This window comes from Actinomycetospora sp. CA-084318, assembly GCF_050955885.1.
In the GTDB taxonomy this organism is placed as follows: Bacteria; Actinomycetota; Actinomycetes; order Mycobacteriales; family Pseudonocardiaceae; genus Actinomycetospora.
Genome location: NZ_CP192098.1, coordinates 870,642 through 895,128, shown reverse-complemented (window position 1 = coordinate 895,128; position 24,487 = coordinate 870,642). Strand labels below are relative to the sequence as shown.

The 24,487-nt window shown below is 75.6% G+C and carries 26 protein-coding genes and 1 riboswitch; of the genes, 15 read left to right on the top strand and 11 right to left on the bottom strand.

Going from position 1 to position 24,487, the window contains the following annotated elements:
- Positions 1 to 129 precede the first annotated feature (129 nt).
- The gene (locus ACQPYX_RS04425) at positions 130 to 1,398 is read right to left on the bottom strand and encodes a serine/threonine-protein kinase (RefSeq protein ID WP_433801710.1); all 1,269 of its coding nucleotides are present in this window, start codon (positions 1,396 to 1,398) and stop codon (positions 130 to 132) included.
- A 315-nt stretch (positions 1,399 to 1,713) separates the two neighbouring features.
- Here ACQPYX_RS04425 and moeA point away from each other — a divergent pair, with 315 nt between their 5' ends.
- The 5 genes from moeA to ACQPYX_RS04400 all read left to right on the top strand — a co-directional run bounded on the left by moeA (position 1,714) and on the right by ACQPYX_RS04400 (position 7,717).
- The gene (moeA, locus tag ACQPYX_RS04420) at positions 1,714 to 2,913 is read left to right on the top strand and encodes a molybdopterin molybdotransferase MoeA (RefSeq protein ID WP_433803668.1); all 1,200 of its coding nucleotides are present in this window, start codon (positions 1,714 to 1,716) and stop codon (positions 2,911 to 2,913) included.
- A 340-nt stretch (positions 2,914 to 3,253) separates the two neighbouring features.
- Positions 3,254 to 4,024 (top strand): phosphatidylserine decarboxylase, encoded by a 771-nt coding sequence (locus ACQPYX_RS04415; protein WP_433801709.1) that lies wholly within the window; start codon positions 3,254 to 3,256, stop codon positions 4,022 to 4,024.
- Complete coding sequence (locus ACQPYX_RS04410; RefSeq protein WP_433801708.1) at positions 4,024 to 4,974, top strand: CDP-alcohol phosphatidyltransferase family protein; 951 nt, start codon at positions 4,024 to 4,026, stop codon at positions 4,972 to 4,974. Before ACQPYX_RS04415 ends, ACQPYX_RS04410 begins: the two co-directional genes overlap by 1 nt.
- Positions 4,971 to 7,286, top strand: coding sequence for an AAA family ATPase (locus ACQPYX_RS04405; protein ID WP_433801707.1), 2,316 nt, complete (start codon positions 4,971 to 4,973; stop codon positions 7,284 to 7,286). The genes ACQPYX_RS04410 and ACQPYX_RS04405 overlap by 4 nt, the downstream gene beginning before the upstream one ends.
- A gap of 101 nt (positions 7,287 to 7,387) precedes the next feature.
- Positions 7,388 to 7,717, top strand: a complete 330-nt coding sequence (locus ACQPYX_RS04400) for a putative quinol monooxygenase (RefSeq protein ID WP_433801706.1) — start codon at positions 7,388 to 7,390, stop codon at positions 7,715 to 7,717.
- 60 nt (positions 7,718 to 7,777) lie between these two features.
- Here ACQPYX_RS04400 and ACQPYX_RS04395 read toward each other — a convergent pair whose 3' ends face one another.
- Both ACQPYX_RS04395 and ACQPYX_RS04390 read right to left on the bottom strand, forming a co-directional pair.
- Complete coding sequence (locus ACQPYX_RS04395) at positions 7,778 to 8,503, bottom strand: LytR C-terminal domain-containing protein (RefSeq protein ID WP_433801705.1); 726 nt, start codon at positions 8,501 to 8,503, stop codon at positions 7,778 to 7,780.
- A gap of 48 nt (positions 8,504 to 8,551) precedes the next feature.
- Positions 8,552 to 8,872 (bottom strand): DUF3263 domain-containing protein, encoded by a 321-nt coding sequence (locus tag ACQPYX_RS04390; protein ID WP_433801704.1) that lies wholly within the window; start codon positions 8,870 to 8,872, stop codon positions 8,552 to 8,554.
- 169 nt (positions 8,873 to 9,041) lie between these two features.
- On the opposite strand from ACQPYX_RS04390, the gene ACQPYX_RS04385 reads away from it, so the two are divergent.
- The 3 genes from ACQPYX_RS04385 (at position 9,042) to thiD (ACQPYX_RS04375) (ending at position 11,806) form a co-directional block, all read left to right on the top strand.
- Entirely contained in the window at positions 9,042 to 9,629 is a 588-nt protein-coding gene (locus ACQPYX_RS04385; RefSeq protein ID WP_433801703.1) for a peptide deformylase, read from the top strand.
- A gap of 138 nt (positions 9,630 to 9,767) precedes the next feature.
- Positions 9,768 to 10,700 carry a S1C family serine protease gene (locus tag ACQPYX_RS04380; RefSeq protein ID WP_433801702.1) on the top strand — a complete coding sequence of 311 codons (933 nt, stop codon included), beginning with the start codon at positions 9,768 to 9,770 and terminating at the stop codon, positions 10,698 to 10,700.
- A gap of 242 nt (positions 10,701 to 10,942) precedes the next feature.
- Entirely contained in the window at positions 10,943 to 11,806 is an 864-nt protein-coding gene (thiD, locus tag ACQPYX_RS04375) for a bifunctional hydroxymethylpyrimidine kinase/phosphomethylpyrimidine kinase (protein ID WP_433801701.1), read from the top strand.
- On the opposite strand, the gene ACQPYX_RS04370 is transcribed toward thiD (ACQPYX_RS04375), so the two are convergent.
- Together ACQPYX_RS04370 and ACQPYX_RS04365 are read right to left on the bottom strand one after the other, a co-directional pair.
- A complete protein-coding gene (locus ACQPYX_RS04370; protein WP_433801700.1) occupies positions 11,803 to 12,189 on the bottom strand; it encodes a type II toxin-antitoxin system VapC family toxin in 387 nt (128 codons plus the stop codon). The two genes, thiD (ACQPYX_RS04375) and ACQPYX_RS04370, sit on opposite strands and share 4 nt — an antisense overlap.
- Complete coding sequence (locus ACQPYX_RS04365; RefSeq protein ID WP_433801699.1) at positions 12,173 to 12,439, bottom strand: type II toxin-antitoxin system Phd/YefM family antitoxin; 267 nt, start codon at positions 12,437 to 12,439, stop codon at positions 12,173 to 12,175. The genes ACQPYX_RS04370 and ACQPYX_RS04365 overlap by 17 nt, the downstream gene beginning before the upstream one ends.
- A 58-nt stretch (positions 12,440 to 12,497) precedes the next feature.
- On the opposite strand from ACQPYX_RS04365, the gene thiD (ACQPYX_RS04360) reads away from it, so the two are divergent.
- Entirely contained in the window at positions 12,498 to 13,322 is an 825-nt protein-coding gene (gene thiD, locus ACQPYX_RS04360) for a bifunctional hydroxymethylpyrimidine kinase/phosphomethylpyrimidine kinase (RefSeq protein WP_433801698.1), read from the top strand.
- A gap of 29 nt (positions 13,323 to 13,351) precedes the next feature.
- Positions 13,352 to 16,396 (top strand): BTAD domain-containing putative transcriptional regulator, encoded by a 3,045-nt coding sequence (locus ACQPYX_RS04355; protein ID WP_433801697.1) that lies wholly within the window; start codon positions 13,352 to 13,354, stop codon positions 16,394 to 16,396.
- Positions 16,397 to 16,428: 32 nt separating this feature from the next.
- Here the strand turns inward: ACQPYX_RS04355 and ACQPYX_RS04350 are convergent, their stop codons facing one another.
- The 3 genes from ACQPYX_RS04350 to ACQPYX_RS04340 form a co-directional block, all read right to left on the bottom strand.
- Positions 16,429 to 17,097, bottom strand: coding sequence for a hemerythrin domain-containing protein (locus tag ACQPYX_RS04350; RefSeq protein WP_433801696.1), 669 nt, complete (start codon positions 17,095 to 17,097; stop codon positions 16,429 to 16,431).
- A 91-nt stretch (positions 17,098 to 17,188) separates the two neighbouring features.
- Positions 17,189 to 17,674 carry a hypothetical protein gene (locus tag ACQPYX_RS04345; protein ID WP_433801695.1) on the bottom strand — a complete coding sequence of 162 codons (486 nt, stop codon included), beginning with the start codon at positions 17,672 to 17,674 and terminating at the stop codon, positions 17,189 to 17,191.
- A gap of 27 nt (positions 17,675 to 17,701) precedes the next feature.
- Positions 17,702 to 18,676 (bottom strand): D-2-hydroxyacid dehydrogenase family protein, encoded by a 975-nt coding sequence (locus tag ACQPYX_RS04340; RefSeq protein ID WP_433801694.1) that lies wholly within the window; start codon positions 18,674 to 18,676, stop codon positions 17,702 to 17,704.
- 40 nt (positions 18,677 to 18,716) lie between these two features.
- Here ACQPYX_RS04340 and ACQPYX_RS04335 point away from each other — a divergent pair, with 40 nt between their 5' ends.
- The 5 genes from ACQPYX_RS04335 to ACQPYX_RS04315 all read left to right on the top strand — a co-directional run bounded on the left by ACQPYX_RS04335 (position 18,717) and on the right by ACQPYX_RS04315 (position 22,088).
- The gene (locus ACQPYX_RS04335) at positions 18,717 to 19,385 is read left to right on the top strand and encodes a hypothetical protein (RefSeq protein ID WP_433801693.1); all 669 of its coding nucleotides are present in this window, start codon (positions 18,717 to 18,719) and stop codon (positions 19,383 to 19,385) included.
- 92 nt (positions 19,386 to 19,477) lie between these two features.
- Positions 19,478 to 20,794 carry a cytochrome P450 gene (locus ACQPYX_RS04330; RefSeq protein WP_433801692.1) on the top strand — a complete coding sequence of 439 codons (1,317 nt, stop codon included), beginning with the start codon at positions 19,478 to 19,480 and terminating at the stop codon, positions 20,792 to 20,794.
- Between the two features lie 75 nt (positions 20,795 to 20,869).
- Positions 20,870 to 21,307: an SRPBCC family protein gene (locus ACQPYX_RS04325; protein WP_433801691.1), complete on the top strand. Its 438-nt coding sequence runs from the start codon at positions 20,870 to 20,872 to the stop codon at positions 21,305 to 21,307.
- 2 nt (positions 21,308 to 21,309) lie between these two features.
- Positions 21,310 to 21,459, top strand: a complete 150-nt coding sequence (locus ACQPYX_RS04320; protein WP_433801690.1) for a hypothetical protein — start codon at positions 21,310 to 21,312, stop codon at positions 21,457 to 21,459.
- A 20-nt stretch (positions 21,460 to 21,479) separates the two neighbouring features.
- Complete coding sequence (locus ACQPYX_RS04315; RefSeq protein WP_433801689.1) at positions 21,480 to 22,088, top strand: alpha/beta fold hydrolase; 609 nt, start codon at positions 21,480 to 21,482, stop codon at positions 22,086 to 22,088.
- A 220-nt stretch (positions 22,089 to 22,308) separates the two neighbouring features.
- On the opposite strand, the gene ACQPYX_RS04310 is transcribed toward ACQPYX_RS04315, so the two are convergent.
- The 3 genes from ACQPYX_RS04310 to thiO all read right to left on the bottom strand — a co-directional run bounded on the left by ACQPYX_RS04310 (position 22,309) and on the right by thiO (position 24,382).
- The gene (locus tag ACQPYX_RS04310) at positions 22,309 to 23,079 is read right to left on the bottom strand and encodes a thiazole synthase (protein WP_433803667.1); all 771 of its coding nucleotides are present in this window, start codon (positions 23,077 to 23,079) and stop codon (positions 22,309 to 22,311) included.
- Positions 23,079 to 23,279: a sulfur carrier protein ThiS gene (gene thiS / locus ACQPYX_RS04305; RefSeq protein WP_018332400.1), complete on the bottom strand. Its 201-nt coding sequence runs from the start codon at positions 23,277 to 23,279 to the stop codon at positions 23,079 to 23,081. The genes ACQPYX_RS04310 and thiS overlap by 1 nt, the downstream gene beginning before the upstream one ends.
- Positions 23,276 to 24,382 carry a glycine oxidase ThiO gene (thiO, locus tag ACQPYX_RS04300; protein ID WP_433801688.1) on the bottom strand — a complete coding sequence of 369 codons (1,107 nt, stop codon included), beginning with the start codon at positions 24,380 to 24,382 and terminating at the stop codon, positions 23,276 to 23,278. The genes thiS and thiO overlap by 4 nt, the downstream gene beginning before the upstream one ends.
- A riboswitch (TPP riboswitch) is annotated at positions 24,375 to 24,482 on the bottom strand. It overlaps the preceding gene by 8 nt.
- Positions 24,483 to 24,487 lie beyond the last annotated feature (5 nt).

Sequence of the window (24,487 nt, the reverse complement as noted above, 5' to 3'; positions counted from 1 at the left end):
GTGCCCGCGACGGACGATCAGCTCCATTGCGCCGATCTCACCGTCCCGACCTGGCACTCGACACTACCGAGTGCCAGCACCGAGTCTGGCACTCGGGTGGGGTGAGTGCAAGCGACCCGGACCGGGGCGTCAGGCGAGCAGCAGGACCAGCACGACGATGAGCAGCGCCACCGCGCTCCCGCCCACCAGGAGCGCCACCACCGGCCGTCCGGGCGCGCGGCCGCCGCCGAACGCCCCGAGGTCGGTGGGCGACGCGGGCGCCTGCGTGCGCTGCGGCGGTGGCCCGGGGCGCGGCGGCAGCGGGGGGCGCGCGGGCAGCCCGTTCCCGACGACGGGTCCTGCCGCGGCCGGGCGGGGCGGGTTCGGCAGCCGCGGCGGGACGGGTGTGGGGCGCTGCTGACGCCGGACGTCGGCGGCGGGCCACGGCTGACGACCGGCGACCGGGTCCGGGCGGCCGCCGCGAGGGGAGGATTCGCCCGCCCCAGCAGCACGGGGGTTCCCCTCATGCCGGGTGGGACGGAGCCGACCGGCCAGCGCGGCCCGCGCCTCGTCCATCAGCTCCCGGGCGCTCGCGGGGCGGCGGTCCGGGTCGACCGACAGGGCCCGGCGCCACAGCGCGTCGACGTCCGGGCCGAACGCGACCCCGCCCGAGGCGGTCGGCACCTCGCCCGCGAGGTGGGCGTCGATCACCTCGGTCACCGACCCGCGATAGGGCGCGTGCCCGGTCAGGCACGTGTAGAGGACGCAGGCCAGGGAGTAGAGGTCGGTGCGGGCGTCGACCGGCTCGCCGCGCAGGTGCTCGGGGGCGGCGAACGTCGGGGAGCCGAGGAAGTCACCGCCGCGGGTGCGGTGCCCGGTGGCGCCGCGGTGGGTGAGGCCGAAGTCGGCGAGGTAGGCGTGGTCCCCGCCGGAGCCCGCGCCGCCGACGAGGACGTTGGCCGGCTTGACGTCGAGGTGCACCAGCCCGTGGGCGTGCACGGCGTCGAGGGCGTCGGCGACCTGGTCGAGCAGCCGCAGCGCCCGGTCCGGGGCGAGCGGGCGGCCGCCGACGAGCGTGGCCAGGTCGGGACCCTCGACGAAGCGCATCGCGATGTAGAGCCGGTCGTCGACGTCGTCCACGTCGTAGAGCGGCACCACGTGCGGGTGGTCGACCGCCGAGGTGTTGCGCGCCTCGTCGCGGAACCGCTCGCGGAACTCCTCGTCCCCGGCGAGCGCGGGGTCGATCACCTTGAGCGCGACGACGCGGCCCAGCCGTGTGTCGGTGGCCCGGTAGACGGTGCTCATCCCGCCGCGCCCGATGACGCCCTCGATCCGGTAGCGGCCGAGCGCGGACCCCGTCAGGTCCTCGGTATCCGGCGTCCCGCGCGGCGGCTCCGCTGCGCTGCGCGCCGCAGTCACCGGCGTCCCGCGCGGCGGCTCCGCTGCGCTGCGCGCCGCAGTCACCGGCGTCCCGCGCGGCGGCTCCGCTGCGCTGCGCGCCGCAGTCACCGGCGTCCCGCGCGGCGGCTCCGCTGCGCTGCGCGCCGCAGAATCCCGCGTCCCGCTCCCGGTCACGGCGACGAGGGTAGAGGCCGCACCGGCCGCGGCGGGCGTGATCGCGCTCCCCCGTCACCCCGGGTCGCCGCGGGCGGGGCACGATGTCGAGCCGTGAGCGACGCGGACGGTCGGCGACAGGGCCAGGGGCACGGACACGACCACGGCGACCCCGCGGCGATGCGGCCCGTCGAGGCGCACGCCGCCGCCGTTGCGGAGCTGATCGCGGACACCGGCACCGAGACCGTGCCGCTCGCGGCCGCCCGCGGTCGGGTGCTGGCCGCGGACCTGACCTCGCCGGTGGCGCTGCCGCCCTTCGACAACTCGGCGATGGACGGCTACGCGGTGCGCGCCGCCGACCTCGCGACGACCCCGGTGACGCTCCCCGTCACCGAGGACGTCCCGGCCGGTCGCGTCGACGGCCCACCCCTCGCCCCCGGCACCGTCCACCGGATCATGACCGGCGCGGCCGTCCCCGACGGCGCCGACGCCGTCGTGCAGGTGGAGTGGACCGACGGCGGGCTCCCGGGCGCCACCGTGACGATCGAGCGCGGCGTCGACCTCGGCCAGAGCGTCCGGCGGGCGGGCGACGACGTCACGGCCGGCCAGGTCGTCCTGACCGCGGGCACCGTCCTGGGCGCCGCGCAGATCGGCCTCGCCGCCGCGGTCGGGGCCGCGGAGCTGACCGTCCACCGACGCCCGCGGGTGCTCGTGCTGTCCACCGGCTCCGAGCTGGTCGCTCCCGGCGAGCCGCTGCGCCACGGCCAGATCCACGAGTCCAACGGCCCCATGCTCGCCGCGGCCGTCGAGGACGCGGGCGGCGAGGCCCGGCTCCTGCGCTTCGTGCCCGACGACGTCGAGGAGTTCCTGACGACGCTGGACAGCGCCCTGGCCGAGCCCACGGACCTCGTCATCACCTCGGGCGGCGTGAGCGCGGGCGCCTACGAGGTGGTCAAGGACGCCTTCGCCACGCGCGGGATCGCGTTCACCAAGGTCGCGATGCAGCCGGGGATGCCGCAGGGGGCGGGGCGCTACGACGACCGCGTCGCCGTGGTGACGCTGCCCGGCAACCCGGTGAGTTCGCTCGTCTCGTTCGAGGTGTTCGTGCGTCCGGCGCTGCGTCGGGCCGCCGGGCACCCGCACCCCGACCGGGCCCGCGTCCGCGCCCGGACCGCCGAGGAGCTGCGTTCGCCCGCGGGCCGCCGCCAGTTCCGGCGCGGCCGGCTGGACGCCGTGGCCGGCACGGTCGCCCCCGTCGGCGGGGCCGGCTCGCACCTGCTCGCCGCGCTCGCGCAGGCCGACTGCCTGCTCGTGGTGGGCGAGGACGTCACCGAGGTGGCCGCGGGCAGCGAGGTCGAGGTCTGGCTGCTGGAGAGCTGACGGCGGGCGGTCGGACTGAACCGGTCCCGGGCCGCCGACCAGGGTGGAAGCCGCCGTTCGAGTGGTCCGGTTGGGCCAACGGCGCGAAAACGGTTTGGCGCGACCCGGAAGATCAGGCACCATGTGTGAGAACTCTCATGGTGCTGGCATCGGACGAGTTCACCTCGGGTGACCCGATGGCCGATCGCGGTGTTCTCCGCCGCGGATCGACGTCGACCAACCGCTTGTCGCTGGGGAGCGGACGAGCGGTTCTCGCCGGGGTCGCCGTCTCGGGGGATGGCGGCCCCGGCCCCACCCGGTGCGGCCGATAGATTCGTTTCGTCCGTCGTCGACGCAAGGGATGGCCGTGCCCGATCGCTCCCCCGCACCTGGCGACCCCGCGGCGACCGCGCGGGAGAAGCTGCCCGCGCCGCGCCGCAACCCGGTCCTGCACGCGGTCGACCTGGTCCGCGAGACGATGCCGCCGCTGCACCCGGGCGGCGCCCCGGTGATCGGGGCGGTCGCCGCGGGCGCCCTCGCGCTCCGGGCCGTGCGGGGTCGCGGCACCCTCGGCGCGGTCCTGACGACGGCGGCGGTTGCAGCCTTCTTCCGCGCCCCGCACCGCGCCACCCCGCAGCGCGCCGACATCGCGGTCGCGCCCGCCGACGGCACCGTGAGCGTGATCGGCGACGCCGAGGCCCCGCCCGAGCTCGTCGCGAAGGGGTTCCCCTCCGGTCCCCGCCCCCGCGTCAGCGCCTTCCTGTCGGTCTACGACGTGCACGTCCAGCGGATGCCGGTCGACGGCCAGGTCCTCGCGGTCGAGCACCGGCCCGGCACGTTCGTCTCCGCCGACCTGCCCGAGGCGAGCGAGGCCAACTCCCGGACCTCGGTGTGGGTCCGCGACACCGCGGGCCGGGATCTCGCGGTCGTCCAGATCGCCGGCCTCGTGGCCCGCCGCATCGTCTGTGACGCGCGTCCGGGCGACGAGGTGGTCGCCGGGGAGACCTACGGACTCATCCGCTTCGGCTCCCGCGTCGACGTGCTGCTGCCGCCCGGGGCGGAGATCGGCGTGCACGTCGGCCAGCGCACCGTGGGGGCCGAGACGGTGCTCGCGGAACTCGGGGAGCCCTAGTGCCCACCTCGACCGGGCCCAGCGTCCGGACCGCCCCCGGCGTCCGCCTGCTGCCCAACGCCGTCACGGTGCTCGCGCTGTGCTCGGGGCTCTCGGGCGTGCAGTTCATGCTCGCCGGCAACGAGGTGGCCGCGATCGCCGCGATCGCGCTCGCCGGGGTCTTCGACGCCCTCGACGGCCGGCTGGCCCGGTTGCTCGACGCCTCCAGCCGCATCGGTGCGGAGCTGGACTCGCTCTCGGACTGCATCTCCTTCGGCGTCTCGCCGGCGCTCATCCTGTTCCTCTGGTCGCTGCACGACCTGCGCGTCGGGTGGGTCGTCGCGCTCGTGCTCGTGGTGTCCGCCGCGCTGCGCCTGGCCCGCTTCAACACGCTCGCCGACGACACCGAGGCGAAGCCGTTCGCCGGCGAGTTCTTCGTCGGCGTCCCCGCGCCGGCGGGGGCGCTCGTCGCGCTCACCCCGCTGGCCACGGAGCTGCTGCTCGGGCCGGGCTGGTGGTCCGCGCCGGTCACGGTGGCGATCTGGACGGTGCTGTCCGCCGCGCTGATGATCTCCCGGATCCCCACGGCGTCGCTGAAGAGCGTCCGCGTGCCCGCCGCGGCCATCGCGCCGGCGCTCGTGCTGGTCGCGCTCGTGGCGGCGGCGATCGTCGCCGTGCCGTTCCTGCTCTACCCGGTCGCGATCCTGGCCTACCTGGCGCACATCCCCTACGCGATCTACCGGTACCGCTGGCTCGACCGGCACCCGGAGGTCTGGCACGTCCCGCCGCAGCAGCGCCGCGCCGTGCGGCGCGCCCACCGCCGGCTGGGCCTGATGCCGCCGCGCCGCCCCCTCCCACGCCGGGTCGCCGGCGCCGCCGCACGGGCGGGTCGGCGCACGATCAACCGCGACCGGCCCGGGCCGCAGCGCATCGGGCTGCGCCGCCGCCGACGGGGTCAGGACCGCACGTGAGCACCCCGCAGGTCACCCTCACCGCCCAGCTCTCCACCTCCGCCGTCGACGCCCGCCGCGGTGTCGTGCGGCTGCACGGCGAGGTGCTCGACGCCCTCGGGCTGGCCGCGTGGGACGCCGTGCGCGTCGTCGGCACCCGCCCCACGGTCGCCCTGGCCGCACCCGCCGTCGGGATGACCGCCCCCGGCACCGCGACCCTCGACGAGACCGCGATGGTCAACGCCGGGATCGTGGCCGGGAGCCCGGTCGCGGTGGAACCGGTGACCGTCAGCGCCGCGCGGACGATCACGCTGTCCGGGTCGCGGCTCGCCGCCGGCGCCGTCGCACCGGAGACGCTGCGCCTGGCGCTGACCGGGAAGGTGCTGAGCCCGGGCGACACCGTCTCCCTGCTGCCGCAGGACCTCGCCCCGGTGCCCGGGGCCGACGCCGTCGGGACCCGGACCCGCCTGGCCCGGGAGCTCGGCACCACCTGGACCACCGAGCTCGTCACCGTCGTCGACGTCGAGCCCGCGGGACCTGGCGCCTTCGTCGTCGCGCCGAGCACCGTCGTCGGCTGGCAGGACGGCCCGCGGACCGGGGCCCGCGCCCGTCTTGACGACCGCGCGGACCTCGCGCCGTCGGGCTTCTTCGCCTCCGTGCCGCGCACCACCGGACCCGCGGCCCCCGGTCCCGGCCTCGCCGCCGCGTCGACAGGGACGACGGGGACGCCGGCTGCCGCGCCGGCCGTCCCCGAGCCGGCGCCGGAGCCGACCGTCGCCGTCACCGACCTCGTCGGGCAGCAGGACCCCGCCCGGCGGCTGCGGGAGTGGCTGGACCTCGTCTTCCGGCGCCCCGAGCTGCTGACCCGCCTCGGCGCCGCGGCCCGCCTCGGGGTCCTCGTCACCGGACCCGAGGGGGTCGGCCGCACGACCTTCGTCCGGGCGGTGGCGGCCGAGGCCGAGGTCGGCGTCGTCGTGCTGGACGCGCCGGCGGCCGCCGCCCTCGAGGCGGGCGCGGCGGCCGAGCGGGTGCGCTCGGCGTGCTCGCGGGCCCGCGCGGCGGACGGCCCGACCGTGCTGCTGGTGCCCGACGTCGAGACCCTCCTGCCGGCCTCCGACCCGCCCCCGCTCGCGACCGTCGTCCTCGACGAACTGCGCTCGGCGATCGCCGACGGGGTCGCGCTCGTGGCGACCGCGCAGGGCGGCGAGGCGGTCGACCCCCGGCTGCGGGCCCCCGACCTGATCGACCGCGAGCTCGGCCTGCCCGCCCCCGGCGACCGCGAGCGCGCCGAGCTTCTCCGCGTGCTCCTGCGGGAGGTGCCGCTGGCGGCGGACGTCGACTTCGGCGCCGTCGGCCTCCGGACGCCCGGCTTCGTCGCGGCCGACCTCGTGGCGCTGCGCCGCGAGGCCGCGGTGCGGGCGGCCCTGCGGGGCGGGGACGACCTGGAGCTCGGGCAGGACGACCTCGTCGGCGCGGTGACCTCGGTGCGGCCGGTGTCCCTGACGTCGTCGGGCTCGCAGACGCTGCACTCCGGCGGACTCACGCTCGACGACGTCGGCGACATGGTCGAGACCAAGCAGGCCCTCACCGAGACCGTGCTCTGGCCGCTGACCTACCCCGACTCGTTCGCCCGCCTCGGCGTCGACCCGCCCCGCGGGGTGCTGCTCTACGGCCCGCCCGGCGGCGGCAAGACGTTCCTCATGCGCGCGCTGGCCGGGACCGGGCAGCTCAACGTCTTCGTCGTGAAGGGCGCCGAGCTCCTCGACAAGTACGTGGGCGAGTCCGAGCGGGCCGTCCGCGAGCTGTTCCGGCGGGCCGCCGACGCGGCACCCGCGCTGGTCTTCCTCGACGAGGTCGACGCGCTCGCCCCGCGGCGCGGCGGGTCGTCGGACGCCGGGGTGGCCGACCGGGTCGTCGCCGCGCTGCTCACCGAGCTGGACGGGGCGACCCCGTTGCGCGACGTCGTCGTGCTCGGGGCCACCAACCGGCCGGAGCTGATCGACCCGGCGCTGCTGCGCCCGGGCCGGCTGGAGCGCCAGATCTACGTGCCCCCGCCCGACGCCGAGGCCCGGGCGGCGGTGCTGCGGGCGGCGTCGAAGTCCACGCCGCTGGCCGACGACGTCGATCTCGACACCCTGGGCGCCGCGCTCGAGGGCTACTCGGCGGCCGACTGCGCCGCGCTCGTCCGCGAGGCGGCGCTCACCGCGATGCGCGCCTCGTTGGACTCCACCGAGGTGACCGCCGCGCAGTTCGAGACGGCCCGCCAGGTGGTGCGGCCGTCGCTCGACCCGCGCCAGCTCGCCGAGCTGGAGGCGTACGCGAACCGCGGCTGAGCCCGTGCAGATGGTGCCGCCGGACGCCGTTTCTCGACCACGCCCGGCGGCGCTGCGTACCGTCACGCGCGACCCGGACGGCCGGCGTGGGGTGGACCGACATGATCTTCATCGTGATCAGCATCGACGTCCGGGCGGATCGTCGTGACGAGTTCCTGCGGGGCGTCACCCGCTACTCCGGGCAGGTCCGCGCCGAGCCCGGGAACCGGCACTTCACCTGCTACGAGTCGGTGGAGGCGAGCGGCGAGTTCGTCGTCGTCGCGAACTACGCCGACGCGGACGCGGGCGCCGAGCACGTGAACTCGGAGCACGCGCAGTGGTTCTTCGGGTGGCTGCCGTCGGTGGTCTCGCGGGTTCCGACGATCGTGTACCAGGACCTGCCGGCCGGCGTGGACTGGGCGGAGATGGGCGAGGTCGCGGCCCGGATGTGACCCGGACCGGACACGACGACGGCCCGACGCTCGGGAGCGCCGGGCCGTCGTCGGTCGGGGTCAGGAACCCTTCTGCGCGTTCTGGCCCCAGTTGTTCGTGGCGATCACGATGACGCCGGGCGAGGCGCCCTCGATGCCCGGGAAGCGCGGCTCGGCGCGGACCCCGAACGACGACGCGAGCGCCTCGGCCGCGCCCTCCTCGCCGCTGCCGGGGCGGTAGTAGACCGTGCTGACCGGGATGATGCCCTGGGCGTAGTTGCCGGTCTCGACGACGTCGAAGCCGCGGCCCTTGATCTGGCCGGCAGCGGTTTCCGCGAGGCCGCGGATCGTCGAGTTGTTGTAGACCCGGACCGGCACGTTCGCGTACGACGCCCCGCCGCCGCCCCCGGAACCGGAGCCCGATCCCGAGCCCCCGCCCGGCACGATCGGCGGAGCGGCCGCGACCGGGGGCAGCGGTTCGGTGACCGGCGGCGCCGCGCCGCCCGCGATGCCACCGCCGCCCGGCAGCGCTCCCGGAGGCTGACCGCCGACGCCGGGCTGACCCGGCTGGCCCGCGGCACCTCCGGGCTGGCCCTGGCCCTGCTGGTCCGCGCCCGGCTGCCCCGGTGCCCCCGGCTGGCCCGGGGCCGGCGAGATGGTCGACGTCGGGGAGGCGGCGGGGGCACTGGACGTCCCCTGCCCGCCGAGGCTGATCAGGCCCACCACGGCGGCGATGGCGGCCACGCCCAGCAGCGCGACCCCCGCGATGCGCAAGCGGGAGGCGCCGGACGCCCCGGGACCCGTCATGACCCTGCTCCCCTTCCGGCGACAACCGTTCGAGGGATCAGGAGACCACTACGAGGGCTCCACACCGAGGCGACGCGCCGCACGCGCGCGCTGTCGTGTCTGCCGCAGCCGGCGGAGCCGCTTGACGAGCATCGGGTCGGCCGCGTGGGCCTCCGGACGGTCCACGAGCGCGTTGAGGACCTGGTAGTAGCGCGTCGCGGACATGTCGAACAGCTCGCGGATCGCCTGCTCCTTCGCGCCCGCGTACTTCCACCACTGCCGCTCGAACGCGAGGATCTCGCGATCGCGGCGGGTCAGTCCGTCGTCGGGCGCCGAGGTGTGCCGACCGGCGGAGGGGGCCGGGTCGGTCGTCGCTGCAGGTGCGTCCATCACGCTCCTCGGAGTCGTTCCGTCGACCCCCACGGGAGTCGTCGCGACGAATGACACAGGTGTCATTCGCGTGCCCTCCATTCAACCACGACCCCCTGACAACACCCCGACGACGCACGTCGTCACCAGCTCCCACCTGCGACGGAGCCGCCGTCTAGGCTCGCCCGCCGTGACCGTCCGCCCGATCGTCGTGACCGGCGAGCCCGTGCTGCACGCCCCGACGACCCCGTTCACCGACGACGAGTTCGGCACCGAGGAGCTCCGCACCCTCGTCGGGGACCTGTTCGAGACCATGGACGCCGCCCACGGCGTGGGCCTCGCCGCCAACCAGGTCGGGGTCGGCCGGCGGGTGTTCGTCTACGACTGCCCCGACCCGGAGCTCGAGGGCGAGCGCCGCCGCGGGGTGGTGGTCAACCCGGCGCTCGAGACCAGCGAGATCCCCGAGACGATGCCCGACGAGGACGACGACGCCGAGGGCTGCCTCTCGGTGCCCGGCGAGTCGTTCCCCACCGGCCGGGCCGACTGGGCGCGCGTCACCGGCCGCGACGTCGAGGGGGAGCCGGTCAGCGTGGAGGGCCGCGGCTTCTTCGCCCGCTGCCTCCAGCACGAGACCGACCACCTCGACGGCCTCGTCTACACCGACCGCCTCATCGGTCGGAACAAGCGGGCGGCCAAGCGCGCCATCCGGGCGAACGGGTGGGGCGTGCCCGGGACGACGTGGATGCCGGGCGTCGATCCGGATCCGTTCGGCCACTGACCCCTCCCCCCTGTGGCAGCGAAGCGTCGTTGCTGTCATCAGGTGACAGCAACGACGCTTTGCTGCCACCGGGAGACGAGGTTCCGCCCAGGACGAACAGCATCGTCGTGAACGCTGCAACGGTGTAAGCACGACGGTGTGGACGAGCTCGACTCCTACTCCCGCACCGTCGTCACCGTGGCCGAGACGCTCGGCCCCGCCGTGGCCGCGCTCGCTGTCGGCGACCCGGAGCGCCCGCGGGGCGCCGGGAGCGCGGTCGTCATCGAGGACCCGGACGGCACCGGCACCGTCCTCGTCACCAACGCCCACGTGGTCGACCGCGCCCGCGGCGGTCGCGCCACGTTCGCCGACGGCAGCCACGCCGACGTCCGCGTGCTCGGCGCCGACCCGCTCGCCGACCTCGCCGTCCTGGCCGTGCACCCCGACGCCGCGACCCCTGCCCCGGTCGTCCTCGGCGACGCGAGCGGGCTGCGGGTCGGGCAGCTCGTCGTCGCCGTCGGCAACCCGTTCGGCCTCGCGGGCAGCGTGACGGCCGGCGTGGTCAGCGGGCTCGGGCGCAGCCTGCCCACGAAGGACGGCCGGGTCGTCGAGGACGTGATCCAGACCGACGCCGCCCTCAACCCCGGCAACTCCGGCGGCGCGCTCGCCGACGCGCACGGACGCGTCGTCGGGATCAACACCGCCGTGGCGGGCGTGGGGCTCGGCCTCGCCGTGCCGTGGAACTCGACGACGCGCGCGATCGTCGCGAGCCTGCGCCGCGACGGCCGGGTGCGCCGCGGCTACCTCGGCGTGGTCGGCGCCCCGACACCGCTGCCGGTCGACGTGGCACTGCGGCTCGGGCGCCGCCAGGGCCTGCGGGTCGCCGAGGTGGTGCGCGAGAGCCCCGCGGCGCGGGCCGGCCTGAAGCCGGGCGACATCGTCGTCGACGCGGACCACGAGCCGGTCAGCCAGGCCCGCGACCTGCAGCGACGCCTGTTCGCCGACGCGATCGGCCGCACCCTGCCGGTCACCGTGCTGCGGGGCGACGCGATGGTCGACGTCCTCGCGGTGCCGGCCGAGCTCACCGGGTGATCCCTGGCCCGGACGGTGATCATCGGACCCTCAGCGGGCCCGGAGAGGCCCGTCGAGCCCGCTGAGGGGCCGTTGATCACGGTGGACCGACCTTGCCGGGTCCCGCACCCCGTGGCACCGTCGGCAGGAGAACCAGACACGCGGGAGCTCGCGCCGGGAGCGGGCTGAGAGGGCGGCTCGACCGGATGGGTCGGGCGCCGCCGACCGCCGAACCTGACCGGGTAATGCCGGCGTAGGGAGCCATGAGCGAGGCACCGCAGCACGACCCCACCCGCCGTCGGGAATCCCCGCCCGTGGCGCTCTCCATCGCCGGCACCGACTCCGGCGGCGGGGCCGGCATGACGGCGGACGTCCGCGCGTTCGCCGCGTGCGGCGTCCACGGCGCCGTCGCGGTCACGGCGGTGACGGTGCAGAACTCGCTCGGGGTGAGCGGGTTCCACCCGATCCCGCCCGAGGTGGTCGCCGACCAGATCCGCACCGTCGCCGGCGACATGGGCGTCGACGCCGCCAAGACCGGCATGCTCGCGACCGCCGAGATCATCGCGGCGATCGCCGCCGTGTGCGACGAGGTCGGGATCGGCTCGGGCGGCATCCCGTTCGTGGTCGACCCGGTGGCGGCGTCGATGCACGGCTCGTCGCTGCTCGCCGACGACGCGCTGGACGCGGTCCGCACGCAGCTCCTGCCGCGGGCGACGCTCGTGACGCCCAACCTCGACGAGATCGCGCTGCTGGTCGACGTCAAGGTGGTCGACGACGCCTCGGCCCGGGAGGCGGCCCGCGCGCTGCACGACCTCGGCGCGCACGCGGTGCTGGTCAAGGGCGGGCACCTGGAGGCGACCTCAGGCCGGCGTCAGGACGAGTGCGTGGACCTGCTGTCGATCGACGCCGTGGTCCACGAGTTCCGCTCGCCGCGCCTGGACCGGCCGCACACCCACGGCGGCGGGGACTCGCTGGCCTCGTCGATCACGGCCGGCCTCGCGCGCGGGATGTCGCTGGTCGACGCCGTGGCGCTGGGCAAGCGCTACATCACGCGCGCCGTCGAGGACTCCTACCCGCTCGGCGCGGGGCACGGTCCGGTGTCGTCGTTGTGGGCGGCCGCGCTCTAGCGGGTCGCGTCGACGACGAACGGGAGATCGAGGCCGAGCAGCACCCGGTCCGCCGTCAGGAGGGTGAGCCCGAGCGCGCGTGCCTGGGCGACGAGCAGACGGTCGAACGGGTCGTGACGGCGCAGGGCTCCGGGAAGTGTGCGCACTCCCTCCGCCTGTTCCGACGTGACCGGCAGGTGCACGAGCCCCTGCGACGTCAGTGCGTCGACGAAGCGGTCCGGCAGGTCGATCTTGCCGATCACGCTCTTGACCGACATCTCCCACACCGTCGCCGCGGACACGTGCACGACGGTCGCCTCCTCGATGCGCCTCCGGGCTTCCGGCCCGAGCCTCTGGTGGCCGCTGAGCAGCCAATACGCACAGTGGCTATCGAGGAGGAGCATCGTCGTCGAATTTTCTCGGATTGCCGGAGAACATCGCCTCGATCTCCGGGTCAGGCCAGTCGAACGCGTCATCGTCCGCTCGGATCTGCCCCTTGAGCCCCCCGAACACGACCTGCTTCCGCTGGTGCGGCACCAGCTCCGCGATCGGCTCGCCGGCGCGGGAGATGATCACGCGCTCCCCGGCGGCCACCTGCTCGAGCAGGCGGGACAGATGCGTCTTCGCCTCGTGGATGTTCACGTTGACGGTCATCGCCACCTCCTGCTTAGTCCACTTAGTCTACCCCGCTCGCGCGTGGCATCCTCCGAGCATGGCCGAGACCCCGCCCCGCGCGCTGACGATCGGCGGCTCCGACTCCGGCGGCGCCGCCGGCATCGAGGCCGACCTGCGGGCGATGACGGCGTGCGGGGTGCACGGCTGCGTGGCGATGACGGCCGTGACGGTGCAGAACTCGCTGGGCGTCTCCGGCGTGCACCTGGTGCCGCCGGAGACCGTCGCCGCCCAGGTCCGGGCGGTCGTGACCGACATCGGGGTGGGCGCCGCGAAGACCGGGATGCTCGCGACGGCGGGGATCATCGAGGCGGTCGCGGGGGTCGTCGACGAGGTCGGGATCGGCCGGGAGACCACCCCGTTCGTCCTCGACCCGGTCGCCGCGTCGATGTACGGCGAGCCGCTCCTGGCCGAGGACGCGATGGAGGCCATCCGCACGCTGCTCTTCCCGCGCGCCGCGCTGGCCACCCCGAACCTCGACGAGATCCGGCTGCTCGCGGGCGTCACCGTCACCGACCGGGACACGGCCCGGAAGGCCGCCGACGCCCTGCACGACCTCGGCGCCCGCTGGGCCCTCGTCAAGGGCGGGCACCTGCACGGGTCGCCCGAGGTGGTGGACCTGCTCTCCGACGGCACCGACACCTGGGAGTTCACCGGCCCACGCATCGACACCCCGCACGTCCACGGCGCCGGCGACGCGCTCGCGAGCGCCACCTGCGCCGGACTCGCGCGCGGCCTGCCGATGCCGGAGGCCGTCGCCTACGCCGAGCGCTACATCCGCCGCGCCGTCGCGGCGTCCTACCCGCTGGGCGCCGGCACCGGTCCGGTCTCCCCGCTGTGGGCGATCGCGGACTGGGACGCGTGACGGCGCCGGACTTCGTACGATCTCCTCCCGTGCTCGAGGTCCGGCTGCTCGGGGCGCTGACGGCGACCCTCGACGGACGTCCCGTCGACCTCGGCAGCGCCCAGCGGCGGGCCCTCGTCGCCCGGCTCGCCGTGGCCGAGGGCGAGGTGGTGCCGGTCGACCGCCTCGTCGACGACCTCTGGGACGGCGAACCCCCGCCCCGCGCCCTCGCCGGGCTGCAGGCCCACGTCAGCCACCTGCGCCGGGCCCTCGAACCCGACCGCGCACCCCGCACCCCCGCGACCGTCCTCGTCAGCGTCGCAGGCGGCTACGCCCTGCACGCCGACCTCGACGCCGTCCGGGCCCGCAGGCTGCGGTCCGGCTCCGTCGAGGACCTGCGCGCCGCCCTCGCCCTCTTCACCGGCCCGCCGCTGGCCGAGTTCGCCGACGCCCCGTGGGCTGCGCCGGCGATCGAACGACTCACCGACCTGCGGCGCAGCCTCGTCGAGACCCTCGCCGCGACCGAGCCCGACCCGACGGTCGTCGTCGACCTGCTCGGCCAGTACGTCCGCGACGAACCGCTGCGCGAGGAACCGGTGCGCCTGCTCGCCCGGGCGCTCTACCGGACGGGCCGACAGGTCGACGCCCTCGCCGCCGTCGCGGCGCTGCGCCGCCGCCTCGCCGACGAGCTCGGCCTCGACCACTCCCCCGCGACCGCCGCCCTCGAGGCCGCGATCCTGCGGCACGATCTCGACCCGGCCCCCGATGACAGCGAAGCGTCGTTGCTGTCATCCGGTGACAGCAACGACGCTCCGCTGCCACCGGAGGGAGCCGTTCCCGACGACGTGTCGGGCCTGCTCGGGCGGGACCGCGAGACCGCACGCCTGCTCACGGTGGCCGACGCGGCCGCCGACGGCCCGGGACTCGTCGCGCTCGTGACCGGCGGGGCCGGCGCCGGCAAGTCGGTCCTCACCGAGCACCTCGCCGACACCCTCGCCGCCCGAGGGTGGCGCACCGTCCGCGGCCGGTGCCCGGAGGTCGACGGGGCGCCGCCGGCGTGGGCGTGGACCGAGGTCGTCGAGAGCCTCGGCCACGGCGACCCGCTCGCGGCGGGCGACACCTTCCACGTCGGCCGGGCCCTGCTCGGCGTCGTCGGCGGGGCGGCTCGACCGCTGCTGGTCGTGCTCGACGACCTGCACCGCGGCGACGAGGAGACCTGGCGCCTGCTGCGGGTCGTGGCGGCCGCGCGCACGCCGGGCGTGCTGATCGTCGGGACCGCCCGGCCCGACGAGGTCCCCGACGAGCTCACCGCCACCCTCGCCGCCCTGACCGCGGTCGTCGCCGAACGCGTCGAGCTCCCCGGGCTCGCACCGGACGCCGTCGCCGCCCTCGTCGCCGCCGAGCACCTCGCGGTGGACGACGGGACCGCTGCGCGGATCGCCGCCCGCACCGGCGGCAACCCGCTCTTCGTCCGCGAGGTCGCGCGCCTGGCCCGCACGGTCGGGTGGGAGGCGGCGGGCCGCACCGTGCCCGCCGGGGTCCGCGACGTCCTGTCCCGCCGCGCCGCCCAGCTCCCCGCCCCCGCGCTGACCACGCTGCGCCGCGCAGCCGTGCTGGGTCGCGACGTGGACGTGTCCGTGCTGGTGGTGCTGGAGGGCGACGACGAGGACCGGGTGCTCGGCGCGTGCGAGGCCGGGGTAGTGACCGGCCTGCTCGTCGAGTCCGGCCCCGACGCCGTCCGCTTCACCCACGACCTGGTCCGCGAGACCCTCTACGACGAGCTCCCCCGCCTGCGCCGCGCCCGGGTGCACGCCGAGGTCCTCACCGTCCTCGAGACGCTGCGGCCCGGCGACCACGCCGCGCTCGCCCGCCACGCACTCGCCGCCGGCCCGGTGGCGGGGGTCGACCGCGTCCTCGGCCACGTCGAACGGGCCGCCGCCGCCGCGCGTCGCGACCGGGTCCCGCGGACCGCCGCCGACCTCCTCGCCGGCGCGCTCGAGCTGGCCACCGACCCCGCCCGCCGCCTCCGGCTGCGCTGCGCTCTCGCCTCGGCACACTCGCACGCCGGGGCGGGAGCACCCGCAGTCCGGGAACGGTCGCTCGCCCTCGCCGAGGCGGCACTCCGTCCCGACGACGTGTCGGGCCTGCTCGCGGCCGCGACCTGCGTCGACGGGCCGGTCACCTTCGCACTGTCGGAGAACGCCACGCTCGACCGGCCGCTGCTCGACGCGGTGGCCCGGCTGCTCGAGCGGGACCTCCCGGCGGCCGACCGGGCGCGGCTGCTCGCGACCCGGGCGTTCGCCTGGCATCCGCGCGAGCCCGAGCTGGCCGAGGACGACGCCCGCGCCGCGCTCGCCGTGGTGCCCGACGACGCCGAGCTGCGGTGCGTCGTGCTCAACGCCCGCTTTTGGTCCCTCCTGCGCCCGGATCTCTGGGACCAGCTCGACGAGCTCGGCTGCGACCTGCTCGCCGAGGCCGAACGCGCGGGGTCGCTCGGGCACCGTGTCGTCGGGCACCACGCCCGGTTCCTGCACGCCTGCTACCGGGAGGACTTCGTCGCCGCCCGCGCCCACGCCGACATCGCGCTCGCCGAGGCCCCCGACGGCCAGCTCGCCGCCACCGTCGGCTGGACGACGATCTTCCGCGCGCTGGAGGCCGTGCTCGGCGGGCGGTACGACGAGGCCGAGCGGCTCTACCTCGGGTTCGGTGAGGCGATGGGAGCGCAGGGCCTGGCGAACGCGTCGGCCCTGACGCTGGCCGGGCTGATCGGCGTCCGCCATGCGCAGGGCCGCCTCGGCGAGTTGGTCGAGCCCCTGGCCGCCGAGTACGCGGCGCGGGGCGACATCGTCGCCGAGCCCTACGCCGCCGCCCTGGTCGCCGCCGGCCGGATCGAGGACGCCCGCCGCGTCTGGCGGCCCGACGTCCCGATCCGGCGCGACTGGTGGTGGCTCTACTGGACGGCGCTGCGGGCCGAGGTCGCCCAGGCCCTCGGCGACGCGGAGGTCGCCGAGACCTGCCGTCGGGACCTGGCGCCCTGGCGTGGCCATCTTGCGGGCGCGATGAGCGGGACGGCCACGCTGGTGCTCCGCGTGTGAGCACTCAGGGTCGCTACAGCGACTCTTGGTGCTCACGTGGCCGCAGGCCACAACACCCGCGACTCCCGCCGGAAGCGCGGCAGCAGCAGCTTCATCACCAGCAGCAACGGCTTCGGCGCGGACGCCGTCATGGTCGCGAACTCCTCGTCGGAGGTGTTCTCGACGATCCTCGGCAGGGCGTACCGGATCCCGGCGCCGCCGCGCTGCGCGGCCTTCTCGACGACCTGCCACTCGGCGAGCGGCACGTACGCCCGGATCACGGGGAAGAGGTCGCGCTCCTCCTCGCCGATGTGCTCGTCGAGCAGGTCGGCGAGGTGCGTGAGCCGCTCGGCCAGCACATCGACCCGGCCGCCCGAGGCGGCGACGGTGAACCCGGCGCGGATGTCGTCGAGCACCGGGTCGAGGGCGGCGTGGTCGTCGGAGAGCGGCGCGAGGTCGACCTCGGCGCCGGCGTGGCGCTCGAGGACCGGCCACAGCACGTCGTCCTCGGTGGCGTGGTGGTGGTGGATGTCCAGGCACAGGCCCTCGATCCAGGCGCCGAACACCCGCCGTCGGCGGCCCTCCAGCGGGTCGGAGCCGTCCGCCCACCCGGCGGCGAGGCCGGCGAGGCGGCGGGCGTCGCGACGCATGATGCGGTGCGCGACCCGGATGCCGAGCAGGTCGGTGTCGGAGGTGAGGACGGGGGCGGTGGTGGCGGTCATGGCGTTCTCCTGTTCACGGGTGGTGATGGGGATGACTGTGGCTGGGCCGACTTGGTGACGACTTGGCGCCGGACTTGGCGAGATCGGCCGCTCAGCTGAACAGAGCGCGATCGGCTCGGCGGGAACGCCGGCTCCGGGCGCGGTCGGCCCCGTCGGGACGACGGCCCGGGTCCGGGGCGCTGGCCGCCGCCAGCGCCGTGAGCAGCCCGGCGAGCCGGTCGAGCCGGTCGAAGTCGGCGGCCGTGGCCAGGGCGAGCGGACGGGACTGCAGGGCGTGCACGGCCAGGCTCGCGGCGACGCGCAGGTCGTCGACCAGCCGGTCGTCGCTGCTGCGCAGGCGTGCGGCGTCGTCGCAGAGCCGCCGGAGGCCCGCGCCGAGCAGGTCCGGCCGGCGCAGGGTGGCGGTGCCGTGGTGCAGGCCGCGGACGAGCTCGGCGAGCCGGGTCGCATCGTCGTGCAGGGACGGGTCCGGCATCCGGACGTCAGCGGCGGCACACGGCTGTCGTCGGACGTCGGCCGAGGGCCGCGGCTGGCGCACCAGCCGCCCGACCCGCAGGTCCGGGAGAGCGATCGTCATGGGCCCGACGGTGGCCGGGCCGACTTGTCAGCGACTTGTCGCGGTCTCCGGACCCGTGATGTGCCGGGGCACCGGACGCCCGGCTGCGAACTCCTCGATGTCCTCCAGCGCGTCCGCGTACATCTCGGCGTAGGTCTCGGCCGTGACGTAGCCCAGGTGCGGGGTGAGCACGGTGTTCGGCGCCGAGCGCCACGGCGAGTCGGCCGGCAGCGGCTCGGTCCCGTAGACGTCGAGCCCGGCCCCGCCGATGCGCCCCTCGGTGACCGCGGCGAGCAGCGCGTCCTCGTCGACGATCGGGCCGCGCGAGGTGTTGACGAGGATCGCGTTCTCCGTCATCAGGTCGAGCTCGGAGCGTCCGACCAGGCCCCGGCTGCCCGCGGAGAGCTTCATGTGGATCGTGACCACGTCCGACGTCGCGAAGAGCTCTTCCTTCGTCACGGGCGTGACGCCGGCGGCGCGGGCGTCGTCGGGATCGAGGTGCCGGCTCCAGGCGACGACGTCCATGCCGAACGCCTGCCCGACCGCGGCCACCGGCGTGCCGATCCCGCCCAGCCCGACGACGCCGAGCCGCCGACCCGCGAGGTCCCGGCCGATCGTGCGCTGCCACCCGCCGTCGCGCAGGCGCCGGTCCTCCTCGGGCACGTGGCGGGCGACGGCGAGGATCAGGGCCCACGTCATCTCGACGGTCGGCGCGTTGCCGGACACCCCGCCCGTCCCGGCGAACGTGATGCCCAGCTCCGCGAGGGCGTCGGTGTCGACGACCGCGTTCCCCGGACCCGTCGTCACCAGCAGCCGCAGGTTCGGCAGCCGCCGCAGCACCCCGGCCGGGAACGCGGTCCGCTCGCGCATCGCGACGACGACGTCGAAGGGCTCGAGCGCCGCGACGACGTCGTCGGGACCGCCGAGGTGGTGGTCGAAACTCGTCACCTCGGCGTCGAGGCGGTCCCACGCGGCCGTCGTCCGGGCGAGACGCTGGTAGTCGTCGAGCAGCGCGACCTTCATGGTCGCGTATGCCCGGGCCGCGCAGGGCACACACCGGGGCGTGAGCCCGTACCCCCCACGCCGCACCCCGCTGCTGTTCTACGCCGAGCGTTTCCGACGACGCGTGCTGCAGGTCCTCGCGGACCTCGCGGTGCTCGTGTGGGCGGTGCTGGTCGTCTCGGCCGCGGTCGCCCTGCACGACCTCGTGCTCACCCTGCAGGCCCCGGGCCGCGGGCTGAGCGAGGCCGGGGAGCGGGTCCGCGGCGCGTTCGGTGGCGCGGCCGAGGCGGCCGGCGGGGTGCCTTTCGTGGGCGATCGGCTCGCCGGCGCGTTCACCCCGGGCACCGACGCCGGGACGTCCCTGGTGGACGCGGGGCAGGCGCAGATCGAGGCGGTGGCGGCGATCGCGACGGGCCTGGCGTGGCTCGTCGTCGTGGTGGCGGCGGTGCCGGTGGTCCTCGTCTGGCTCTGGCTGCGGCTGCGCTGGATCCTGCGGGCCCGGCACGCCGTGGCCGCGCGGGACCAGGACGTCGACCTGCTCGCGCTGCGGGCCCTGACGCGGGGATCGCCGGGCCGGGTGCGGCGGGCGGCCGGGCCCTCGGGGGACGCCGCCGGCGCCTGGCGACGCGGCGAGCTGCCCGTGCTGATCCGGTTGGCGGACGTCGAACTCGCCCGGATGGGTCTGCGCGGCGCGACCTCGGTGACGTCCGCCCCCGGACGAGACGGGTGACACGGCGCCCCTCACCCGTGCGACACGCCGAAACGCCCTACCCTGCACCCCGACGTCCAGGTCGGATCGGTCCGTACGGGAAGGTAGGGGGCGTGGTGACCGTGAGCAGGACGGGGGCGCTCGGCCGCGGCCTGGACGCGGTGCGCTCCCGCGCGACCGGCTTCGTCGCCCGCCAGTACCTCGCCTGGCGCTCGCGTCGTGGCCTCGACCCCATGTCGCTGATCCCCGACTACGCGTTGATGCCGCTGCGCCGCGACGGCCTCGACCCGGTGTCCGACCTGCGCGAGGCGCGGGAGGACCACCCGGTCCGCGACTTCCCGCTGCCGTTCGGGGTCAAGGCCTGGCTGGTCACCGGGCACGAGGAGGCCCGCGAGGTCCTCGGCCGCACGCACGGCCTGTCGACCGACTTCGGGCACCTCGTCGGGCGAGCCGGGATCGGATCGGGCCAGAACCCGGGCGGGCTCGGCTTCACCGACCCGCCCGACCACACGCGCCTGCGTCGCCTCCTGACCCCCGAGTTCACCGGACGCCGGCTCTCCCGCCTCGGCCCGCGGATCACCGAGATCGTCGACGGCCGGCTCGACGCGATGGCCGCGCTCGCCGCCGACGGCGATGAGGTCGACCTCGTCCGCGACTTCGCCACCCCGATCCCGTCGCTGACGATCTGCGAGCTGCTCGGCATCCCCTACGACGAGCGCGACGAGTTCCAGGCCCTGTCCACCGCCCGGTTCGACCTGCTCGCCGGCGCCACGGCCGCCTTCGACAAGATCTCCGAGTCGCTGGTCTACCTCCGCGGCGTGGTCGAGCGGCAGCGCGCCGAGCCCGGCGACGGCCTGCTCGGGATGCTCATCCGCAAGCACGGCGACGAGCTCGACACCGACGAGCTGGCCGAGCTCGCCGACGGTCTGCTCACCGGCGGCCTGGAGACCTCCGCGTCGATGCTCGCGCTCGGCGGCGTGATCCTGCTGCGCGACCCGGCCGTGGCCGCGATGGTCCGCGACGAGCCGGACGCGGTGCACGGGTTCGTCGAGGAGCTGCTGCGCTACCTGACGGTCGTGCAGATCGCCTTCCCGCGGTTCGCCACCGAGCCCATGACGATCGGCGGCGTCGACATCGCCGAGGGCGACGGCATCCTCGTCTCCCTCTCGGCCGCCGACCGCGACCCGCGCCTGACGCCGAATCCCGAGGTCTTCGACCCGCGGCGGACCCCGACCCCGCACCTGGCGTTCGGGCACGGCATCCACCGCTGCATCGGCGCCGAGCTCGCGCGCATGGAGCTGCGCACCGCCTACCCGGCGCTGCTCCGGCGCTTCCCCGACCTCGCGATGGCCGCCGACGAGCGCACCCTGCCGCTGCGTGGGACGTCGATCGTGTACGGCGTGGATGCGCTGCCGGTGACGCTGCACTGACCCCCTCGTGGCAGCGAAGCGTCGTTACTGTCATCCAGCGGCAGGAACGCCACATCGTCACTACGCTCCCCGCCCGTGAGCACCCGCCAGGTCAGCCGCGACATCGTCATCGACGCCCCGCCGTCGGAGGTCTTCGACGTCCTCGCCGACCCCCGTCGGCACGGTGAGTTCGACGGCTCCGGCACCGTCCGGTCGGCGATCAAGGGCCCGGACCGGCTCTCGCTCGGCTCGTCGTTCGGGATGAGCATGAAGCTCGGCGTGCCCTACACGATCAGCAACACCGTGGTCGAGTTCGAACAGGACCGCCGCATCGCCTGGCGGCACATGGGCCACCACCGCTGGCGCTACGAGCTCACGCCCGTCGACGGCGGCACGCAGGTCACCGAGACGTTCGACTGGTCGGACTCCCGTGCCCCGCTCTTCCTCGAACTGCTGCGCTACCCGGCGGCCAACACGCGCGCCATCGAGAAGACCCTGCCGCGGCTCAAGGCCTACGTGGAAGGACGTTCCTAACGATGCCCTTCGCGCCCGTCGCCCCGGTCGACCTCTACTACGAGGAGCACGGCTCCGGCGGCTCGCCGTTGCTGCTGGTGCCCGGCGGGCACCTCACGATCGACCTGAACTTCTCGTCGGTCCTCGGCCCGCTGGCGTCTTCCGACAATTGAGCTGAGCACGCCGATAGGGCGTGGTGGCGGTCGAGCAGCAGGGCCACGGCCGGACGGCCGACGTCGACCGCGTGCCGGAGATCGCCGCCCTCGCCGACGACCTGCTCGGCCTGCTCGACCACCTCGGCCTCGAGCAGGTCGACCTCTGCGGGTTCTCGCTGGGCGCACTGTCGGGGCTGGACCTCGCGATCCGGCACCCCGACCGCGTGCGCCGCCTCGTGTTCGCCGCCGGCTTCGTGCGCGCCGGCGGCTACCACCCCGACATCACCGACCCCGACCGCTGGGCCACCTCCACCCGCATGCCCACCGACGACGACTTCCTCGCCATGCGGCGCGAGCACGAGCGGCTCGCCCCGGACGGCGCCGCCGACATCGACACGGTCATGGGGAAGTTCGGCCCCGTCGTCATGGGGTTCGGTGGGTGGTCCGACGACGAGCTGCGGCGGGTCACCGCGCGGACGCTCGTGATGATCGGCGACCACGACTTCGTGACCCTCGAGCACGCCGAGCTGACCCGCGACCTGCTGCCCGACGCCACGCTCGCCGTGGTGCCGCGCTCGACGCACAACGGCCTCATGCACCGGGCCGACGTCGTGCTGCCGCTGATCGAGGACCACCTGGCGGGCTGATCGCCCCCCTCCGCCATGGCAGCAAAGCGTCGTTGCTGTCGTCCAGTGACAGCAACGACGCTTCGCTGCCACCGGGCAGGAGCAGGCCCTCAAGATCGGGACGCGCGGAGCGAAGTGCTCGGTGAGCGAGCACTTCGCTCCGCGCGTTCCGATCTTGCGTCCAGGCCGGGTGGACGATGTGGCTTTCCTGGCGCTGGGTGCAAGCAGTGACGCTCTGCTGTCACTGGTGGTCGGCGTCCACCGCCGGCGACGACGCGTGCGCCCAGTAGCGACGCGGGATCCGCCCGGCGCCCCGCGCGAGGCGGCCCGACTCGACCGCCAGGCGCATCGCCGTCGCCATCGCCTCGGGGTCGGAGGCCCGCGTGACGGCGGTGGCCAGCAGCACGGCGTCGCAGCCCAGCTCCATCGCCTGCGCCGCCTCGGAGGCGGTGCCGATCCCCGCGTCCAGCACGACCGGCACCGACGCGGCGGCCACGATCATCTCGATGTTGTGCGGGTTGCGGATACCCAGGCCGGTGCCGATCGGCGAGCCCAGCGGCATCACCGCTGCGCACCCGGCGTCGGCGAGCTTGGCCGCGAGCACCGGGTCGTCGTTCGTGTAGGGCAGCACCGTGAAGCCGTCGTCGACGAGCTGCTCGGCGGCGTCGAGGAGCTCGATCGGGTCGGGCAGCAGGGTGCGGTCGTCGGCGATGACCTCGAGCTTGACGAGGTCGGTCTCCAGCGCCTCGCGGGCCAGCCGGGCCGTCAGCACCGCCTCGGCCGCGGTGTGACACCCGGCGGTGTTCGGCAGCGCCTCGATCCCGAGCCGCTCCAGCAGCGCGAGCACGCCCGGGCCGCCACCGGCGTCGAGCCGCCGCATCGCCACCGTCGTCAGCGCGGTCCCCGACGCCACCAGCGCCCGCTCCAGCACGGCCAGGTTCGCCGCGCCGCCCGTGCCCATGATCAGCCGTGAGCCGATCTTGCGGCCCCCGATCACCAGATCGTCCACGATCAGCCTCCCTGCACCGCGGTGAGCACCTCGACGACGCTGCCGTCGCGCAGCGTCGTCGACCGCCACGCCGCCCGCGGCACCACCTCGCCGGCCACCGCGACCGCCACCCCGCGCTCCGGGACACCGCGGGCGGCGAGCACGTCGGCCAGCGTCGCGCCCGGCCCGACCTCGGTCACGTCCCCGTTGACCAGCACGTTCACGTCGTCACCTCCACGAGGGTCCGGATGTCGTCCGGCGCCGGAGCACCGGCGTACAGCGCGGCCATCACGTCCGCGGTCAGCGCGGTCAGCAAGATGCCGTTGCGCCCGTGCCCGAAGCACGCGAGCAGGCCCTCCGGCCCGCCCGGCACCGGACCGAACACCGGCAGGTTGTCCGCGGTCCCGGGGCGGAACGACGCGGCCGACTCCTCCAGCGCGTAGTCCCCGATCCCCGGCAGCACCCGTTCGGCGTCGGCCAGCAGGTCGCGCACCCCGGTGACCGTGACGTCCGGGTCGAAGCCGACCTCGTACTGCGTCGCCCCCAGCACCAGCCGGTCGTCGTCGCGCGGCACCGCGTAGACGGCGCGACCGGAGACCGCCGCCCGCACGGTGTGCCGCGGCGGCGGCAACGACCCGCGCCGCGCGCGCAGCCGCAGGATCTCGCCCTTCACCGGCCGCACCAGGTCCGCCAGCGCGGGGTGCAGCGTCGCCGACCACGCCCCGGCGGCGACCACCACGCGATCGGCCGCGAGCATCCCCGACGCCAGCTCCACCCCGGAGTCGACCACCGCGCGCACGCTCTCCGCGCGCTCCACGACGCCCGCGTGCCGCGCCGCCTCGCGCAGCGCGGCGAGCAGCATCCGGTTGTCGACGGCGAGGTCGTCGGGCACCGCGATCCCCGCCCGCACCGCCGGCCCCAGGGCGGGTTCCCGACGACGGGTCTCGCGCCCGGTCAGGCGCTCGGCGTCGCGGCCCCAGTCGCGCAGGTGGGCGACGATCCGGTCGAGGTCCTCGCGGTCGGCGGCGTCGACCACGACGGCGAGCGTGCCCTCGGTCCGCAGCCCGACCCGTCGTCGGGAAGCCTGCTCGACGGCCGCGGCGAAGGCGGGCCAGCGCGCGAGGGAGGCGGCGCCGAGCTCGAGCACCTCCCGCTCCCCGGGCCAGGCCTCGGTGATCGGGGCGAGCATGCCGCCGGCGACCCACGAGGCCCCCGACCCGGAGGCCGGGTCGACGAGGACGACCTCGTCGGCGGCGTGGTCGCGCGCCGCGACCCAGGCCGCCGTGGTGCCGACGACCCCGGCCCCGACGACGACGATGCGCTGCATCAACACCCCTCCCTGCGCCGGCATGACCCGGATCAGGTTCGACGGTCGGGACCGGTGGACGGTCCCCTCTCAGCCCTCCCGGGCTCCCGTGGTTCCTCGGTCTCC

Excerpts from the sequence above, each read along its gene's own strand:
- moeA (WP_433803668.1), top strand. The coding sequence starts at position 1,714 with ATGCGGCCCGTCGAGGCGCACGCCGCCGCCGTTGCGGAGCTGATCGCG.
- ACQPYX_RS04415 (WP_433801709.1), top strand. The coding sequence starts at position 3,254 with ATGGCCGTGCCCGATCGCTCCCCCGCACCTGGCGACCCCGCGGCGACC.
- ACQPYX_RS04400 (WP_433801706.1), top strand. The coding sequence starts at position 7,388 with ATGATCTTCATCGTGATCAGCATCGACGTCCGGGCGGATCGTCGTGAC.
- ACQPYX_RS04395 (WP_433801705.1), bottom strand. The coding sequence starts at position 8,503 with ATGACGGGTCCCGGGGCGTCCGGCGCCTCCCGCTTGCGCATCGCGGGG.
- ACQPYX_RS04390 (WP_433801704.1), bottom strand. The coding sequence starts at position 8,872 with ATGGACGCACCTGCAGCGACGACCGACCCGGCCCCCTCCGCCGGTCGG.
- thiD (WP_433801701.1), top strand. The coding sequence starts at position 10,943 with ATGAGCGAGGCACCGCAGCACGACCCCACCCGCCGTCGGGAATCCCCG.
- ACQPYX_RS04370 (WP_433801700.1), bottom strand. The coding sequence starts at position 12,189 with ATGCTCCTCCTCGATAGCCACTGTGCGTATTGGCTGCTCAGCGGCCAC.
- ACQPYX_RS04365 (WP_433801699.1), bottom strand. The coding sequence starts at position 12,439 with ATGACCGTCAACGTGAACATCCACGAGGCGAAGACGCATCTGTCCCGC.
- thiD (WP_433801698.1), top strand. The coding sequence starts at position 12,498 with ATGGCCGAGACCCCGCCCCGCGCGCTGACGATCGGCGGCTCCGACTCC.
- ACQPYX_RS04350 (WP_433801696.1), bottom strand. The coding sequence starts at position 17,097 with ATGACCGCCACCACCGCCCCCGTCCTCACCTCCGACACCGACCTGCTC.
- ACQPYX_RS04345 (WP_433801695.1), bottom strand. The coding sequence starts at position 17,674 with ATGACGATCGCTCTCCCGGACCTGCGGGTCGGGCGGCTGGTGCGCCAG.
- ACQPYX_RS04340 (WP_433801694.1), bottom strand. The coding sequence starts at position 18,676 with ATGAAGGTCGCGCTGCTCGACGACTACCAGCGTCTCGCCCGGACGACG.
- ACQPYX_RS04320 (WP_433801690.1), top strand. The coding sequence starts at position 21,310 with ATGCCCTTCGCGCCCGTCGCCCCGGTCGACCTCTACTACGAGGAGCAC.
- thiO (WP_433801688.1), bottom strand. The coding sequence starts at position 24,382 with ATGCAGCGCATCGTCGTCGTCGGGGCCGGGGTCGTCGGCACCACGGCG.